This is a genomic window from Streptomyces sp. R44, from assembly GCF_041053105.1.
In the GTDB taxonomy this organism is placed as follows: domain Bacteria; phylum Actinomycetota; class Actinomycetes; order Streptomycetales; family Streptomycetaceae; genus Streptomyces.
The window spans coordinates 6,066,591-6,079,824 of record NZ_CP163444.1 but is presented as its reverse complement, the minus strand read 5'-3'; the positions used below and the strand labels follow the sequence as shown (position 1 = coordinate 6,079,824).

The 13,234-nt window shown below is 72.0% G+C and carries 16 protein-coding genes; 6 read left to right on the top strand and 10 right to left on the bottom strand.

Translation table 11 applies throughout. The features are described 5' to 3' along the window. Positions 1 to 33: 33 nt before the first annotated feature. Complete coding sequence (locus tag AB5J54_RS28395) at positions 34 to 1,767, bottom strand: DAK2 domain-containing protein (protein WP_369146748.1); 1,734 nt, start codon at positions 1,765 to 1,767, stop codon at positions 34 to 36. Between the two features lie 273 nt (positions 1,768 to 2,040). Here AB5J54_RS28395 and rpmB point away from each other — a divergent pair, with 273 nt between their 5' ends. Next, complete coding sequence (rpmB, locus tag AB5J54_RS28390) at positions 2,041 to 2,226, top strand: 50S ribosomal protein L28 (RefSeq protein ID WP_003957616.1); 186 nt, start codon at positions 2,041 to 2,043, stop codon at positions 2,224 to 2,226. Between the two features lie 130 nt (positions 2,227 to 2,356). On the opposite strand, the gene thiD is transcribed toward rpmB, so the two are convergent. Together thiD and AB5J54_RS28380 are read right to left on the bottom strand one after the other, a co-directional pair. Beyond that, positions 2,357 to 3,151: a bifunctional hydroxymethylpyrimidine kinase/phosphomethylpyrimidine kinase gene (gene thiD, locus AB5J54_RS28385; RefSeq protein WP_369146747.1), complete on the bottom strand. Its 795-nt coding sequence runs from the start codon at positions 3,149 to 3,151 to the stop codon at positions 2,357 to 2,359. Continuing rightward, positions 3,148 to 4,110 carry a thiamine-phosphate kinase gene (locus tag AB5J54_RS28380; protein WP_116158650.1) on the bottom strand — a complete coding sequence of 321 codons (963 nt, stop codon included), beginning with the start codon at positions 4,108 to 4,110 and terminating at the stop codon, positions 3,148 to 3,150. The genes thiD and AB5J54_RS28380 overlap by 4 nt, the downstream gene beginning before the upstream one ends. Before the next feature lie 233 nt (positions 4,111 to 4,343). On the opposite strand from AB5J54_RS28380, the gene AB5J54_RS28375 reads away from it, so the two are divergent. Together AB5J54_RS28375 and AB5J54_RS28370 are read left to right on the top strand one after the other, a co-directional pair. Next, the gene (locus tag AB5J54_RS28375) at positions 4,344 to 4,577 is read left to right on the top strand and encodes an Lrp/AsnC family transcriptional regulator (RefSeq protein WP_017947604.1); all 234 of its coding nucleotides are present in this window, start codon (positions 4,344 to 4,346) and stop codon (positions 4,575 to 4,577) included. Between the two features lie 20 nt (positions 4,578 to 4,597). After that, positions 4,598 to 5,080, top strand: coding sequence for a DUF3515 domain-containing protein (locus AB5J54_RS28370; RefSeq protein ID WP_369146745.1), 483 nt, complete (start codon positions 4,598 to 4,600; stop codon positions 5,078 to 5,080). Positions 5,081 to 5,109: 29 nt separating this feature from the next. Here AB5J54_RS28370 and AB5J54_RS28365 read toward each other — a convergent pair whose 3' ends face one another. From AB5J54_RS28365 to AB5J54_RS28355, 3 genes are all read right to left on the bottom strand, one after another. Beyond that, complete coding sequence (locus tag AB5J54_RS28365; protein WP_369146743.1) at positions 5,110 to 6,249, bottom strand: D-alanine--D-alanine ligase family protein; 1,140 nt, start codon at positions 6,247 to 6,249, stop codon at positions 5,110 to 5,112. A gap of 67 nt (positions 6,250 to 6,316) precedes the next feature. Then, complete coding sequence (locus AB5J54_RS28360; RefSeq protein WP_369146741.1) at positions 6,317 to 7,318, bottom strand: NAD(P)H-dependent glycerol-3-phosphate dehydrogenase; 1,002 nt, start codon at positions 7,316 to 7,318, stop codon at positions 6,317 to 6,319. Beyond that, on the bottom strand, positions 7,315 to 8,067 hold the full coding sequence (locus tag AB5J54_RS28355) for a lysophospholipid acyltransferase family protein (protein WP_369146740.1): 753 nt from the start codon (positions 8,065 to 8,067) through the stop codon (positions 7,315 to 7,317). The genes AB5J54_RS28360 and AB5J54_RS28355 overlap by 4 nt, the downstream gene beginning before the upstream one ends. A gap of 127 nt (positions 8,068 to 8,194) precedes the next feature. Here AB5J54_RS28355 and cofC point away from each other — a divergent pair, with 127 nt between their 5' ends. Both cofC and AB5J54_RS28345 read left to right on the top strand, forming a co-directional pair. Then, a complete protein-coding gene (cofC, locus tag AB5J54_RS28350) occupies positions 8,195 to 8,860 on the top strand; it encodes a 2-phospho-L-lactate guanylyltransferase (RefSeq protein WP_369146739.1) in 666 nt (221 codons plus the stop codon). A gap of 10 nt (positions 8,861 to 8,870) precedes the next feature. After that, complete coding sequence (locus tag AB5J54_RS28345) at positions 8,871 to 9,080, top strand: hypothetical protein (protein WP_030551092.1); 210 nt, start codon at positions 8,871 to 8,873, stop codon at positions 9,078 to 9,080. Between the two features lie 82 nt (positions 9,081 to 9,162). Here the strand turns inward: AB5J54_RS28345 and AB5J54_RS28340 are convergent, their stop codons facing one another. From AB5J54_RS28340 to leuC, 4 genes are all read right to left on the bottom strand, one after another. Continuing rightward, a complete protein-coding gene (locus AB5J54_RS28340; protein WP_369146738.1) occupies positions 9,163 to 9,855 on the bottom strand; it encodes an HU family DNA-binding protein in 693 nt (230 codons plus the stop codon). A 143-nt stretch (positions 9,856 to 9,998) separates the two neighbouring features. After that, the gene (locus AB5J54_RS28335; RefSeq protein WP_015036430.1) at positions 9,999 to 10,226 is read right to left on the bottom strand and encodes a hypothetical protein; all 228 of its coding nucleotides are present in this window, start codon (positions 10,224 to 10,226) and stop codon (positions 9,999 to 10,001) included. 104 nt (positions 10,227 to 10,330) lie between these two features. Then, positions 10,331 to 10,924 carry a 3-isopropylmalate dehydratase small subunit gene (gene leuD / locus AB5J54_RS28330; protein WP_369146737.1) on the bottom strand — a complete coding sequence of 198 codons (594 nt, stop codon included), beginning with the start codon at positions 10,922 to 10,924 and terminating at the stop codon, positions 10,331 to 10,333. A 6-nt stretch (positions 10,925 to 10,930) separates the two neighbouring features. Further along, entirely contained in the window at positions 10,931 to 12,355 is a 1,425-nt protein-coding gene (gene leuC / locus AB5J54_RS28325) for a 3-isopropylmalate dehydratase large subunit (protein ID WP_369146735.1), read from the bottom strand. Positions 12,356 to 12,495: 140 nt separating this feature from the next. Here leuC and ndgR point away from each other — a divergent pair, with 140 nt between their 5' ends. Beyond that, complete coding sequence (ndgR, locus tag AB5J54_RS28320; RefSeq protein ID WP_005311436.1) at positions 12,496 to 13,212, top strand: IclR family transcriptional regulator NdgR; 717 nt, start codon at positions 12,496 to 12,498, stop codon at positions 13,210 to 13,212. Positions 13,213 to 13,234: the final 22 nt, after the last annotated feature.

The window sequence follows — 13,234 nt, the reverse complement described above, 5'->3', positions numbered from 1 at the left end:
CCGAAGCCTGTGGACAACCGCCGGGAACGGCGCCTATTCCACCCCGATGAGCAGCGGCGGGGCCCCCGCGCCCGCGTGGTACGTGGTGGTGTCGACGGCCAGGTAGCCGCGCCGGACGTGCCGTTCCAGGTCGGGGGCGAGCTCGGGCGGGGTGTCGTCGGCGACGACGAGGGTGACGAGTTCGCCGCCCGCCGAGAGCATCCGGTCCAGGACGGTGCGGGCGGTCTCGGTGAGGTCCTTGCCGATGACGGCGACGTCGCCCTCGATGAGGCCGAGGATGTCGCCGGCCTGGCAGACGCCGGCGGAGGTGAACGACTGGCGTTCGGCGACGGCGAGTTCGGCGTAGCGGGTGGCTCCGGCGGCGGCGGTCATGGCGACGACGTCCTCGTCGAAGCGCCGGTCGGGTTCATGGACGGCGAGGGCGGCGATGCCCTGGACGGCGGCCCGGGTCGGGATGAGCGCGACGCGGATGCCTTCGGCCCTGGCGCGTTCGGCGGCGGCGGCCGCGGTCTGGCGCAGGTCGGTGTCGTTGGGCAGGAGGACCACCTCGCGCGCGTGCGCCCGTCGGATCGCCTCGACGAGTTCCTCGCCGGCGGGCGGTTCGCCGGGCCTGCTGCGGACCGTGGTCGCGCCGGCCTCGGCGCAGAGTCCGGCGAGGCCCTCGCCGGGGACGACGGCGACGACCGCGCGCTGGGCGCGTTCCCCGGGCCCGGTGGCGGCCGCCGCGTCGGCGGCGAAGTGGGTGATGCGGATGCGGTGGGGCCGGCCGGCCTCGACGCCCGCCTCGACGGCGGCGCCCGCGTCGTCGACGTGGACGTGGACGTTCCACAGGCCGTCGCCGCCGACGACGACGAGGGAGTCGCCGAGGGCGTCGAGGCGGGCCCGCAGCAGTTCCACGGCCGCGTCCTCGGCCTCCAGGAGGTAGATCACCTCGTAGGCGGGCCCGGCCTCGCCGTCGCAGGGTTGGTCGGGGGCGGCGGGGACGGCGCGGGGGTCGCCGAGGAGCCGTACCCCGCCCGGGCCGGCCGGGACCTGGTCGGGTCCGCCGCGTGCGGTCGCCGCGCGGTCCGGACCCCGGTCGCTCACGTCCCCGGTGCGGTCCGTCGCGCTCGCGTCTCCCGCGCGGTCCGGCGCCCGGCCCGTCACCGTCCGGAGGAGTGCTCCGAGGACGGTCACCAGGCCCCGTCCGCCGGCGTCCACGACTCCGGCGCGGCCGAGCACGTCCAGTTGGCCGGGGGTGGCCGCCAGGGCCTTCCTGGCCCCGTCGTGGGCCCGTGCGGCCACGTCGGCGAGCGTCCCGCCGCCCGCGCAGCCCTCGGCGGCCGCCGAGGCCACGGTGAGGACGGTGCCCTCCACGGGGTGGGCGACGGCCTGCCGCGCGGCGGCGGCGGCCTCGGCGAGGGCGCGGGCGAGGTGATCACCGTCACGTCCTTCGGCGAGGACGGCGGCCATGCCGCGCAGGAGCTGGGCGAGGATGGTGCCGGAGTTGCCCCGGGCGCCGAGCAGGGCGCCGTGGGCCATGGCCCGTACGGTCTCGGCGGTGTCGGGCGCGGAGGCGGCGAAGACGGCCTCGACGGCCTCGTGGGCGGCCTCGGCCGTCAGGTACAGGTTGGTGCCGGTGTCCCCGTCCGCGACCGGGTAGACGTTGATCGCGTCGATCGCCTCGCGCTCCCGTCCGAGGGCCTCCAGGGCCCCTGCGCACCAGCTCCGGACCGCTTCGGCGTCGAGCTCGACGAGCTCCTCGTCGGGCTGAAGGGCTCGCGACAACGGGGGGTCCTCCTTCGGCGGTGATCACCGCAGGGTAGACCGGGGATCGGCCTCCCCCAAGCTCTCGGCTTCGCTCGAGCAGGGGGGACCCCCTGTGACCGGGGCCCGGGGCGAGGTCCGCGGAGACCATGGTAGTTTCGTTCCACGGAAGCAGGCGTTGTATGCTGCTTCGGTTGCCCGGTTCAAACCGGGCCGTTCCCCGGCAAGCCACTTCAGACTCCTGATTCCGGTGCGCCGGATTTCACTGTAATTCTGAAGTCTTTGGAGTGACCCGTGGCTGCCAACTGCGACGTCTGCGGCAAGGGGCCGGGCTTCGGCAACAACATTTCGCACTCGCACCGCCGTACGTCCCGTCGCTGGAACCCGAACATCCAGCGCGTGCGTGCCGTGGTCGGTCGGACGCCGAAGCGGCTCAACGTCTGCACCTCGTGCATCAAGGCCGGCAAGGTCTCGCGCTAGTCGCGACGTTCTGTCGTAGCGCAGCCCCTGCGGTTGCCTTGAAAGGCCGGTTCACCTCGGTGAACCGGCCTTTTGCCATGCCCGGAGACAAACGGCCCGCCCCAGGAAGCGGTCGGCCCGCCCCCGGGATCTAGCGCGTCCGCCAGCCGTGGTCGACCGGTCCGATGCCCGAGCCCAGGGCGAATCCGGCGGCGATCGCCCCCGTCACGTACTCCTTCGCCTCCCGTACGGCCTCCGGCACCGTCAGGCCCTTGGCGAGCCCGGAGGCGATCGCCGAGGCGAGCGTGCAGCCCGTGCCGTGGGTGTGCCGGTTGTCGTGGCGCGGGGCGCGCAGCCAGTGCTCCTCGGTCCCGTCGGTGAGCAGGTCCACGGCCTCCCGGCCGGTGGGCAGGTGGCCGCCCTTGATCAGGACCCAGCGCGGCCCGTACGAGAGGACCGCCTCGGCGGCCGGCCGCATGTCGCTCTCGTCCTCCACGCGCACGCCGGTGAGCTGCGTCACCTCGTCCAGGTTCGGGGTGGCGACGGTCGCGGCCGGCAGCAGCTTCGTACGGACGGAGTCGAGCGCGCTCTCCGCGAGCAGCGGGTCGCCGTGCTTGGAGACGCCGACCGGGTCGACGACGACGGGCACTCCCGGGGTCCCGGCGAGCAGCTCCGCCACCGTCTCCACGAGCGCGGCCGTGGCGAGCATGCCGGTCTTCACGGCCTGGACGCCGATGTCGTCGACGACCGCCCGGTACTGGGCGCGTACGGCCTCCGCGGGGAGCTCCCAGACGCCCTGGACGCCCCGCGAGTTCTGGGCGGTGACGGCGGTGAGCACGCTCATGCCGTGGACGCCGAGCGCGAGCATCGTCTTCAGGTCGGCCTGGACGCCGGCGCCGCCGCCGGAGTCGGATCCGGCGACGGTCAGCACGAGCGGGGGTTTCACTCGGTCTCCCCGAAGTGGTCCCAGCCGCCCACGCTGTGCCAGGGCGCGCCGTCCACGGTGACCTGCGGCAGGGCCGAGGGGTGGAGGACCTCGCCGATGACCTTCCAGCGGGCGGGGAGCTTCACGTCCGGCGGGAAGGTGGCGACGATCGCGTGGTCCTCTCCCCCGGTGAGCACCCACTGCATGGGGTCGACGCCGACGGCCTGGCCGATGTCGTTCATCTGGGTGGGGATGTCGATGAGGCCGGAGCGCAGGTCGATGCGGACCTTGCTGGCCTCGGCGATGTGCCCGAGGTCGGCGATGAGGCCGTCGCTGACGTCGCACATGGCGGTGGCGCCGAGACCGGCGGCGGCCGGGCCCGCGTGGTAGGGCGGCTCGGGCCTGCGGTGGGCCTCGACGAAGGCGCGCGGGGAGCGGAAGCCGCGGGAGAGGACCGCGTATCCGGCGGCGGACCAGCCGAGCCAGCCGGTGTAGGCGACGACGTCGCCGGGCTGCGCGCCGCCCCGGGTCACCGGGTCGTGGTTGCGGAGGTCGCCGAGGGCGGTGATGGAGACCATGATCGTGTCGCCGCGGACGACGTCGCCGCCGACCACCGCGGCGCCCGCGACCTGACATTCATCGCGCAGGCCGTCCATCAGTTCCGTGGGCCATGTCACAGGCAGTTCGGCGGGGACGACGAGGCCGAGGAGGAGTGCGGTGGGGACCGCGCCCATGGCGGCGATGTCGGCGAGGTTCTGTGCGGCGGCCTTGCGGCCGACGTCGTACGCCGTCGACCAGTCGCGCCGGAAGTGACGTCCTTCGAGGAGGATGTCCGTGCTGGCCACCACGCGCCGGTCGGGCGCGGAGACGACCGCGGCGTCGTCGCCGGGCCCGATCCGTACCGCCGGGGTGGAGGTGAGCCGGGACGTGAGCTCTCTGATGAGCCCGAACTCGCCCAGCTCTCCGACTGTGCCCTTCACCGCGTCTCACCTCGTGTCTTCGTGCCGGCCGGCGGGCGGGGGCGCGTCGTCTCGCGCCGCGGGTCGCGGGCCGTCACCGTGCTGGGTACCGTCAAGTAGACCGTCAACTTCTGTCCTGCGTACGCCACACCCCGAGCGCCTCCGGACGCGCGGGTCTCCCCGTGGCCCGCGGCGACGCGGTACCGTGGCGTCCCTTTCTCCCACAAGATCCTCGTGGTCGCCCTGGAGGTTCCGTGGTTCAGGCGTACATCCTCATCCAGACCGAGGTGGGCAAGGCGTCGACCGTCGCCGACACCATCTCCAAGATCCCGGGGGTCATCCAGGCCGAAGACGTGACCGGTCCTTACGACGTGATCGTGCGCGCGCAGGCGGACACCGTCGACGAACTGGGCCGCATGGTGGTCGCCAAGGTCCAGCAAGTGGACGGCATCACGCGCACCCTCACCTGCCCGGTCGTTCATCTGTAGCCCCCGTCTACGCTTGGCCGGTGACGTCTTCCCACCGGCCCTTCGGCCTGCCCGCCGCCGTCGCGGCCGCCGTCCTGCTGTCGGCCGCCGCCGGGTGTTCCTCGCCGGACGCCGCGGCGTCCGTCGTGGTCCCGAGCCCGCCGGCGGAGGAGGCGCCCTTCTGCCAGGCCCTGGCGAAGGAGCTGCCCGAATCCGTGGCGGGACTTGAGCGGAGTGACCCGGAGCCCGGCTCCGAGTTGACCGCCGGCTGGGGTGACGGTGCGATCGTACTGCGCTGCGGGGTCCCCCGGCCCGAAAAGATGAGCGATCCCAGGGCGCAGGCCGTCGAGGCCGACGGCGTGAACTGGATGCTGGAGCGCCCGGAGGGCAGCGGCCCCCGGTTCACCACGACGTACCGGAAGACGTACGTCGAGGTCACGCTGGACGAGCGGTACGCGCATGACGCCACGCCGCTCGCCGATCTCGCCGCCCCGGTCCGGAAGGCCGTGCCGCCGAGCCTCTGAGAGGCGCGGCGGCACGGCCGTGTTCCGGCTTAGCGCAGGCCCGTCGAGCGGGTCAGCGCGGCCTGGATGAGGCGGTCGACGAGCTCGGGGTAGCTCACGCCGCTCTCCTGCCACATGCGCGGGTACATGGAGATGGGCGTGAAGCCCGGCATGGTGTTGATCTCGTTGATGACGAATTCGCCGTCCTCGGTGAGGAAGAAGTCGGCGCGGACCAGGCCCTCGCAGGACACGGCCTCGTAGGCGGCGACGGCGAGGCGCTGGACCTCGGCGGTGGCCTCGTCCCCGATGGGGGCGGGCACGATGCCGGAGGCCGAGTCGATGTACTTGGCCTCGAAGTCGTAGAAGTCGTGGTCGGTGACCGGCGGGATCTCCGCGGGCACGCTGGCGCGCGGACCGTCCTCGAACTCCAGGACGCCGCACTCGATCTCGCGGCCGCGCAGCAGCGACTCGACGAGGATCTTGGGGTCGTGGCGGCGGGCCTCCTCGATGGCCTCGTCCAGGCCGGAGAGGTCGTCGACCTTGGTGATGCCCATGGACGAGCCGCCGCGGGCCGGCTTCACGAAGAGCGGCCAGCCGTGGTCGGCGGCGAACTCGACGATCTTCTTGCGGGCGGCGGCGGGGTTCTGCTCCCACTCGCGCGGCCGGATGACCTCGTACGGGCCGACGGGGAGGCCGAACGAGACGAAGACCCGCTTCATGTACTCCTTGTCCTGGCCGACGGCGGAGGCGAGGACGCCCGCGCCGACGTAGGGGACGCCGGAGAGCTCCAGGAGGCCCTGGAGGGTGCCGTCCTCGCCGTACGGGCCGTGGAGCATCGGGAAGACCACGTCGACCTCGCCGAGGGCCCTGGGCACGTTGCCGGGCTCGGTGAGGACGACCTCGCGGTTGGCGGGGTCGACGGAGAGGACGACACCGCCCTCCTCGGACTCGGCCAGGTCGGCCACGTTCGGCAGGGCGCGGCCGGCGATGGCCATGCGCTCGGGGGCGTCGGCGGTGAGCGCCCAGCGCCCGTCCGTCGTGATGCCGATGGGCAGCACGTCGTACTTGTCCCGGTCGATGGCGCTCAGGACGGCGCCCGCCGTGACGACGGAGATGGCGTGCTCGGAGCTGCGGCCGCCGAAGACGACGGCCACGCGCGGCTTGCGGGGGCTCTGGGTGTTCTCGCTCATATCGCGATGAGCGTACCTTGCGACTCCCGAACTGCTGAGCGCCCCGCTGCCGCCCCGCGCGTACGGCTCAGCGGCGCTCGGGCTTGGCCGAGCGGGACATCAGTTCCTTGAGGGCGACGACCGGCGGCTTGCCGTCGTGGACGATCGAGACCACGGTCTCGGTGATGGGCATGTCGACGCCATGGCGGCGGGCCAGATCGAGCACGGACTCGCAGGACTTGACGCCCTCGGCGGTCTGCTTGGTGGCCGCGATGGTCTCCTGGAGGGTCATCCCGCGGCCGAGGTTGGTGCCGAAGGTGTTGTTCCGGGAGAGCGGCGAGGAGCAGGTGGCGACGAGGTCGCCGAGGCCCGCGAGGCCGGAGAAGGTGAGCGGGTCGGCGCCCATGGCGAGGCCGAGGCGGGTGGTCTCGGCGAGGCCGCGGGTGATGAGCGTGGCCTTGGAGTTGTCGCCGAGGCCCATGCCGTTGGCGATGCCGACGGCGAGGCCGATGACGTTCTTCACGGCGCCGCCGAGCTCGCAGCCCACCACGTCGGTGTTGGTGTACGGGCGGAAGTACGGGGTCATGCAGGCGGCCTGGAGCCGCTGGGCGACCGTCTCGTCCACGCAGGCGGCGACGGCCGCGGCGGGCTGCCGGGCGGCGATCTCCTTGGCCAGGTTGGGGCCGGTGAGGACGGCGACGCGGTCGGCGGGGACGTCGGCGACCTCGGTGATGACCTCGCTCATCCGCTTGGCGGTGCCGAGTTCGACGCCCTTCATGAGGGAGACGAGGACGGTGTCCCGGGCGAGCAGCGGCTTCCAGGCGGCGAGGTTGCCGCGCAGGGTCTGCGAGGGGATGACGAGGACGGTGAAGTCGGCGTCCGCGGCGGCCTCGGCCGGGTCGGCGGTGGCCGTGACGCCCTTCGGGAGTTCGACCCCGGGCAGGTAGTCGGGGTTGGTGCCGGTGGTGTTGATCGCCTCGGCGAGTTCGGCGCGGCGGCCCCAGAGGCTCACCTCGCAGCCCGCGTCGGCGAGCACCATGGCGAAGGCGGTGCCCCAGGATCCGTTGCCGAAGACGGCTGCCTTGGTCACTTGGTGCCCTCCCCGGCGGCCTTGCGCCGCTGCTCCAGGCGGGCCTTGCGGTGGTCGTACGGTTCGGCGGGCGCCTTCTCGCCGCGGACCTCCTCCAGGAGGGCGGTGATGGCGGCCATGATGACCTCGGTGGCCTCGCGGAGGACCTCGGGCGAGGGCTCCAGGCCGTCGAAGCGGGAGAGGTCGACGGGCGGTCCGGCCTGCACGATCAGCGTCTTGCGGGGGAACAGCCGGAACTTGTTCTCCTTGGCGTACGGCGGCATCGCGAGGTTGGCGCCCCACTGGGCCACCGGAATGACGGGGACCTTGGTGAGCAGCGCGACGCGGGCGGCGCCGGTCTTGCCGGCCATGGGCCACATCTCGGGGTCGCGGGTGAGGGTGCCCTCGGGGTAGAAGGCGACGCACTCGCCGCGCTCGATGGCGTCGACGGCGGCGCGGAAGGCGTCCAGCGCGTTGGTCGTCTCGCGGTAGACGGGGATCTGGCCCGTGTTGCGGAGCATGGTGGCGACGAAGCCGCCCTTGAAGAGGCCGGCCTTGGCGAGGAACCGCGGGACGCGACCGGTGTTGTACTGGTAGTGCGCGTAGGACAGCGGGTCCAGGTAGGAGTTGTGGTTGACGGCGGTGATGAAACCACCGTCGGCCGGAATGTGCTCCATACCGCGCCAGTCCCGCTTGAACAGAACCACCAGGGGGGGTTTGGCGATGACCGCCGCGAGGCGGTACCAGAAGCCGATTCTGCGGCGGGGCACTCGGACACCTTTCTCCGGGACTGGCTGGCAGGGGGTCAAGTGTCGCCCCATGCTCCTGGTCTGTCGAGTGACACCGTACGCCCCGGGGACTCCGGCGGACCGCGTGGGCGGGACAGAATGGGCCCCGATGAAGCCGCTGCACCCGACGCACACCGACGCCGACGACGGCTGGTCCCTGGTCGTACCCCTGAAGCCCCTTGCCCTGGCGAAGAGCAGGCTCGCCGCCGCGGCGGGAGCGCGGCTGCGCCCCCGGCTCGCGCTGGCGTTCGCCGAGGACACCGTGGGGGCGGTGCTGAACTGCGCACGCGTACGGGATGTGGCGGTCGTCACGGACGATCCCGTGGCCGCCGCCGCCCTGGCGGCCCTGGGGGCGCGTATCGTGCCGGACTCCCCCGCCGCCGGGCTCAACGCGGCGCTCGCGCACGGGGCCCGTGCGGTGCGGGCGGGGCGGCCGCACGCGCGCGTGGCGGCGCTCAACGCGGACCTTCCCGCGCTGCGGCCCGCGGAGCTGGCCCGGGTCCTGGACGCGGCCGGCAATTTTCCGCGGGCATTTCTCGCGGATGCCGCCGAAATAGGTACGACATTCCTCTCGGCGGCTCCGGGGGTGGAATTGGAACCGGCATTCGGGGGCGCGTCGAGGCGGCGGCATTTGTCTTCGGGCGCGGTGGAAATCCGGCTCGCGGGGGTGGATTCCGTACGCCGGGACGTGGACACCGGGGAGGATCTGGCGGCGGCCCTGGCGCTGGGGCTCGGTCCGCGGACGGCCGCCCGGTGGCTGACGGCGGCCGGATAGGCTGCGGTCCATGCAGGCGACCGCGTTCACGTACGACCCCGAGACCCGCAGCGGCAGTGTGCTGCTCGACGACGGCACCCCCGTGGAGTTCGGGGCGGAGGCCTTCGAGGCGGGCGGGCTGCGGCTGCTGCGGCCGGGGCAGCGGGTGCGGATCGAGGCCGAGCCCGGCACCTCGGGCGCGGGACTCCGGATCACGCTGGTGACGCTGCAGACGTTCTGAGACGCCCGTCGGGGCGTCCGGACGCGCCGCGGGCCGGGCTCCCCGAGGGGAAGCCCGGCCCGGCGGGTCGGTACCGCGCGTCCTACTTCTTGGCGGCGGTCTTCTTGGCGGCGGTGGTCTTGCGCGCCGTCGTCTTCTTGGCGGGCGCCTTCTTCGCCGTGGCCTTCTTGGCCGGAGCGGTCTTCTTGGCGACCGTCTTCTTGGCCGCGGCGGCCGTGGTGGTCTTCTTGGCGGCGGCGGTGGTCTTCTTCGCCGCGGCCGTGGTGGCCTTCTTCGCGGGGGTCGCCTTCTTGGCGGCCGCGGTGGTCTTCTTCGCCGGCGTCACCTTCTTGGCGGCGGCCGTGGTGGCCTTCTTCGCCGGGGTCGCCTTCTTCGCGGCGGCCTTCTTGGCGGTGGTGGCCTTCTTGGCGGCGGCCTTCTTCACGGTCGCGGAGGCGCCACCGGTGAGGCTGCCCTTGGGGGCCTTCTTGACGGAGACCTCGCCGCCCTTGGGGAGCTTCTTCGAGCCGCTGACCAGGTCCTTGAAGCCCTGACCTGCACGGAAGCGCGGGACGGAGGTCTTCTTGACCCGGACCCGCTCACCCGTCTGCGGGTTGCGGGCGTAGCGGGCGGGCCGGTCGACCTTCTCGAACGAGCCGAAACCCGTGACCGAGACCCGGTCGCCGGCCACCACGGCACGCACGATGGCGTCGAGCACGTGGTCGACGGCTTCGGCGGCCTGCTGACGACCGCCCATCTTGTCGGCAATCGCTTCTACGAGCTGCGCCTTGTTCACGTCTTCCCCTTCGGAGACATTGCCAGAACGAAAGTGTTCAAGCTTTTTCGCACGTTAGGCATGTATATACCGCAAATCAAACACGAAACGGTCTAATCACCCTAGTGCCGCAACGCGGAAGTCCCGTTGCGGAGTTCCTGGTGTCAGTCGTCCTCTGGGAATCGGCCCTCATCGAGGTCCTTCATCAACCGGTCGAGACGCGTTGCCGCGTCCTTGAGATCGTGCTTCGCCGCTGCCGTGACGACCAGCAGCTTCCGGGACAGCGCCATCCTTACGCCCTCCGGGACTTGCAGTGAGCGCACCCTTGTGTGCGCTTCCTTCAATCGGGCGGCGACTGCCTCGTAGAGCTCGAGTTGGCTGTCGCGTTCCATGCACCGATTGTGCCATCTAGGGCGAGTTGTCGCCCGACAGGGTCTCAACAAGCGACTGCGCCCCCCACCGGGCGGTGGGGGGCGCAGTCGTGGAAAAGCGCTGCTCAGACCGTAATTGTACGGGGCTTGTAGGCCGGTCGAGCCGCCTCGTAGGCCGCGATGTCGGCTTCGTTCTGAAGGGTGAGGCTGATGTCGTCGAGACCGTTCAGCAGACGCCAGCGGGCGTTCTCGTCGAGCTCGAAGTCGGCGTCGATCCCGGCGGCCAGGACCTTGCGGGCCTCCAGGTCGACGGTGATCTCGGCGGTCGGGTCGGCCTCGGTCAGCTCCCAGAGCGCGTCCACCGTCTCCTGCGGGAGGACGACGGTCAGCAGGCCGTTCTTCAGCGAGTTGCCGCGGAAGATGTCGGCGAAGCGGGAGGAGATGACGGCCTGGAAGCCGTAGTTCTGGAGCGCCCAGACGGCGTGCTCGCGGGAGGAGCCGGTGCCGAAGTCGGGGCCGGCGACCAGGACCGTGGCGCCCTGCCGCTCCGGGCGGTTGAGGACGAACTCGGAGTCCTTGCGCCAGGCCTCGAAGAGACCGTCCTCGAAGCCGTCGCGGGTGACCTTCTTCAGCCAGTGCGCCGGGATGATCTGGTCGGTGTCGACGTTGCTGCGGCGCAGCGGGACGGCCCGGCCGGTGTGCGTGGTGAAAGCTTCCATGGTTCCTCAGACCCCCGCGGTGGTGGCGACGTCGGACAGATCGGCCGGGGAGGCCAGGTGGCCCAGGACGGCGGTGGCGGCGGCGACCTGGGGGGAGACCAGGTGCGTCCGGCCGCCCTTGCCCTGCCGGCCCTCGAAGTTGCGGTTGGAGGTGGACGCGGAGCGCTCACCGGGCGCCAGTTGGTCGGGGTTCATGCCCAGGCACATCGAGCAGCCCGCGTGCCGCCATTCGGCGCCGGCCTCCTTGAAGACCTTGTCCAGGCCCTCTTCGACGGCCTGCAGGGCGACCCGGACCGAGCCGGGGACGACCAGCATGCGGACGCCGTCGGCGACCTTGCGGCCCTCCAGGAGGGCGGCGGCGTTGCGCAGGTCCTCGATGCGGCCGTTGGTGCAGGAGCCTACGAAGACGGTGTCGACCTTGATGTCGCGCAGCGGCTGTCCGGCGGTCAACCCCATGTACTCCAGGGCCTTTTCGGCGGCCAGGCGCTCCGAAGCGTCTTCGTACGAAGCCGGGTCGGGGACGTTCGCCGAAAGCGGCGCGCCCTGGCCGGGGTTGGTGCCCCAGGTGACGAACGGCGCCAGCGCGGCGGCGTCGATGACGACCTCGGCGTCGAAGACCGCGTCCTCGTCGGACTTCAGGGTCTTCCAGTACGCGACGGCGGCGTCCCAGTCCTCGCCCTCGGGGGCGTGGGCGCGGCCCTTCAGATAGGCGAAGGTGGTCTCGTCGGGGGCGATCATGCCCGCGCGGGCGCCGGCCTCGATCGACATGTTGCAGATGGTCATCCGGGCCTCCATCGAGAGCTTCTCGATGGCGGAGCCGCGGTACTCCAGGATGTAGCCCTGGCCGCCGCCGGTGCCGATCTTCGCGATGATCGCCAGGATCAGGTCCTTGGCGGTCACGTCCTCGGGCAGCTCGCCGTCGACCGTGATGGCCATGGTCTTCGGGCGGGCCAGCGGCAGCGTCTGGGTGGCCAGCACGTGCTCGACCTGGCTGGTGCCGATGCCGAACGCCAGCGCGCCGAAGGCGCCGTGCGTGGAGGTGTGCGAGTCGCCGCAGACCACGGTGGTGCCGGGCTGGGTCAGACCCAGCTGGGGTCCCACGACGTGGACGACGCCCTGCTCGACGTCGCCCAGCGGGTGCAGCCGGACGCCGAACTCGGCACAGTTCTTGCGGAGGGTCTCCAGCTGGGCTCGGGAGACCGGGTCCGCGATCGGCTTGTCGATGTCGAGGGTCGGGGTGTTGTGGTCCTCGGTGGCGATGGTGAGGTCGAGGCGCCGCACCTGCCGGCCGTTCTGCCGGAGGCCGTCGAAGGCCTGCGGGCTGGTGACCTCGTGCAGCAGGTGCAGATCGATGAAGAGGAGGTCGGGCTCGCCCTCGGCGCGCCGGACGACGTGGTCGTCCCAGACCTTCTCCGCGAGTGTCCTACCCATCGCTTTCCCTCCGGCCGACGTCTACGCCGGCACAACTAGAGACCCGTTTCGCGGGCCGTTGTGCGGCCGCATCTCCAGGGTCACAGGTTCCGAGAAAAATTGAACTTGCGTTTCACAGAGTGAGACGCGAATATCGTTGCATGGACAACTCTAGCGGCGTAGGCGTTCTCGACAAGGCAGCCCTTGTCCTGAGCGCCCTGGAGTCCGGTCCGGCCACCCTCGCAGGACTGGTCGCGGCGACGGGACTCGCACGACCCACGGCCCACCGACTGGCCGTGGCACTGGAACACCACCGGATGGTGGCGCGTGACATGCAGGGCCGGTTCATCCTCGGACCGCGCCTGGCGGAGCTCGCCGCCGCGGCCGGCGAGGACCGCCTGCTCGCGACCGCGGGCCCGGTTCTGACGCATCTGCGCGATGTCACCGGCGAGAGCGCCCAGCTCTACCGGCGCCAGGGCGACATGCGCATCTGCGTGGCGGCGGCCGAGCGGCTCTCGGGCCTGCGGGACACGGTCCCGGTCGGCTCGACGCTGACCATGAAGGCCGGCTCGTCCGCGCAGATCCTGATGGCCTGGGAGGAGCCCGAGCGGCTGCACCGCGGCCTCCAGGGCGCCCGCTTCACGGCGACGGCCCTGTCGGGCGTACGGCGCCGTGGCTGGGCCCAGTCGATCGGTGAGCGGGAGCCGGGCGTCGCGTCCGTCTCCGCGCCCGTACGCGGCCCCTCGAACCGCGTGGTGGCCGCCGTGTCGGTCTCCGGGCCGATCGAGCGTCTGACGCGCCACCCGGGCCGTATGCACGCCCAGGCGGTCATCGATGCCGCCGCCCGTCTCTCCGAGGCGCTCCGCCGCAACGGCTGAGCTTCTCCGTTCCTCCTGTTCG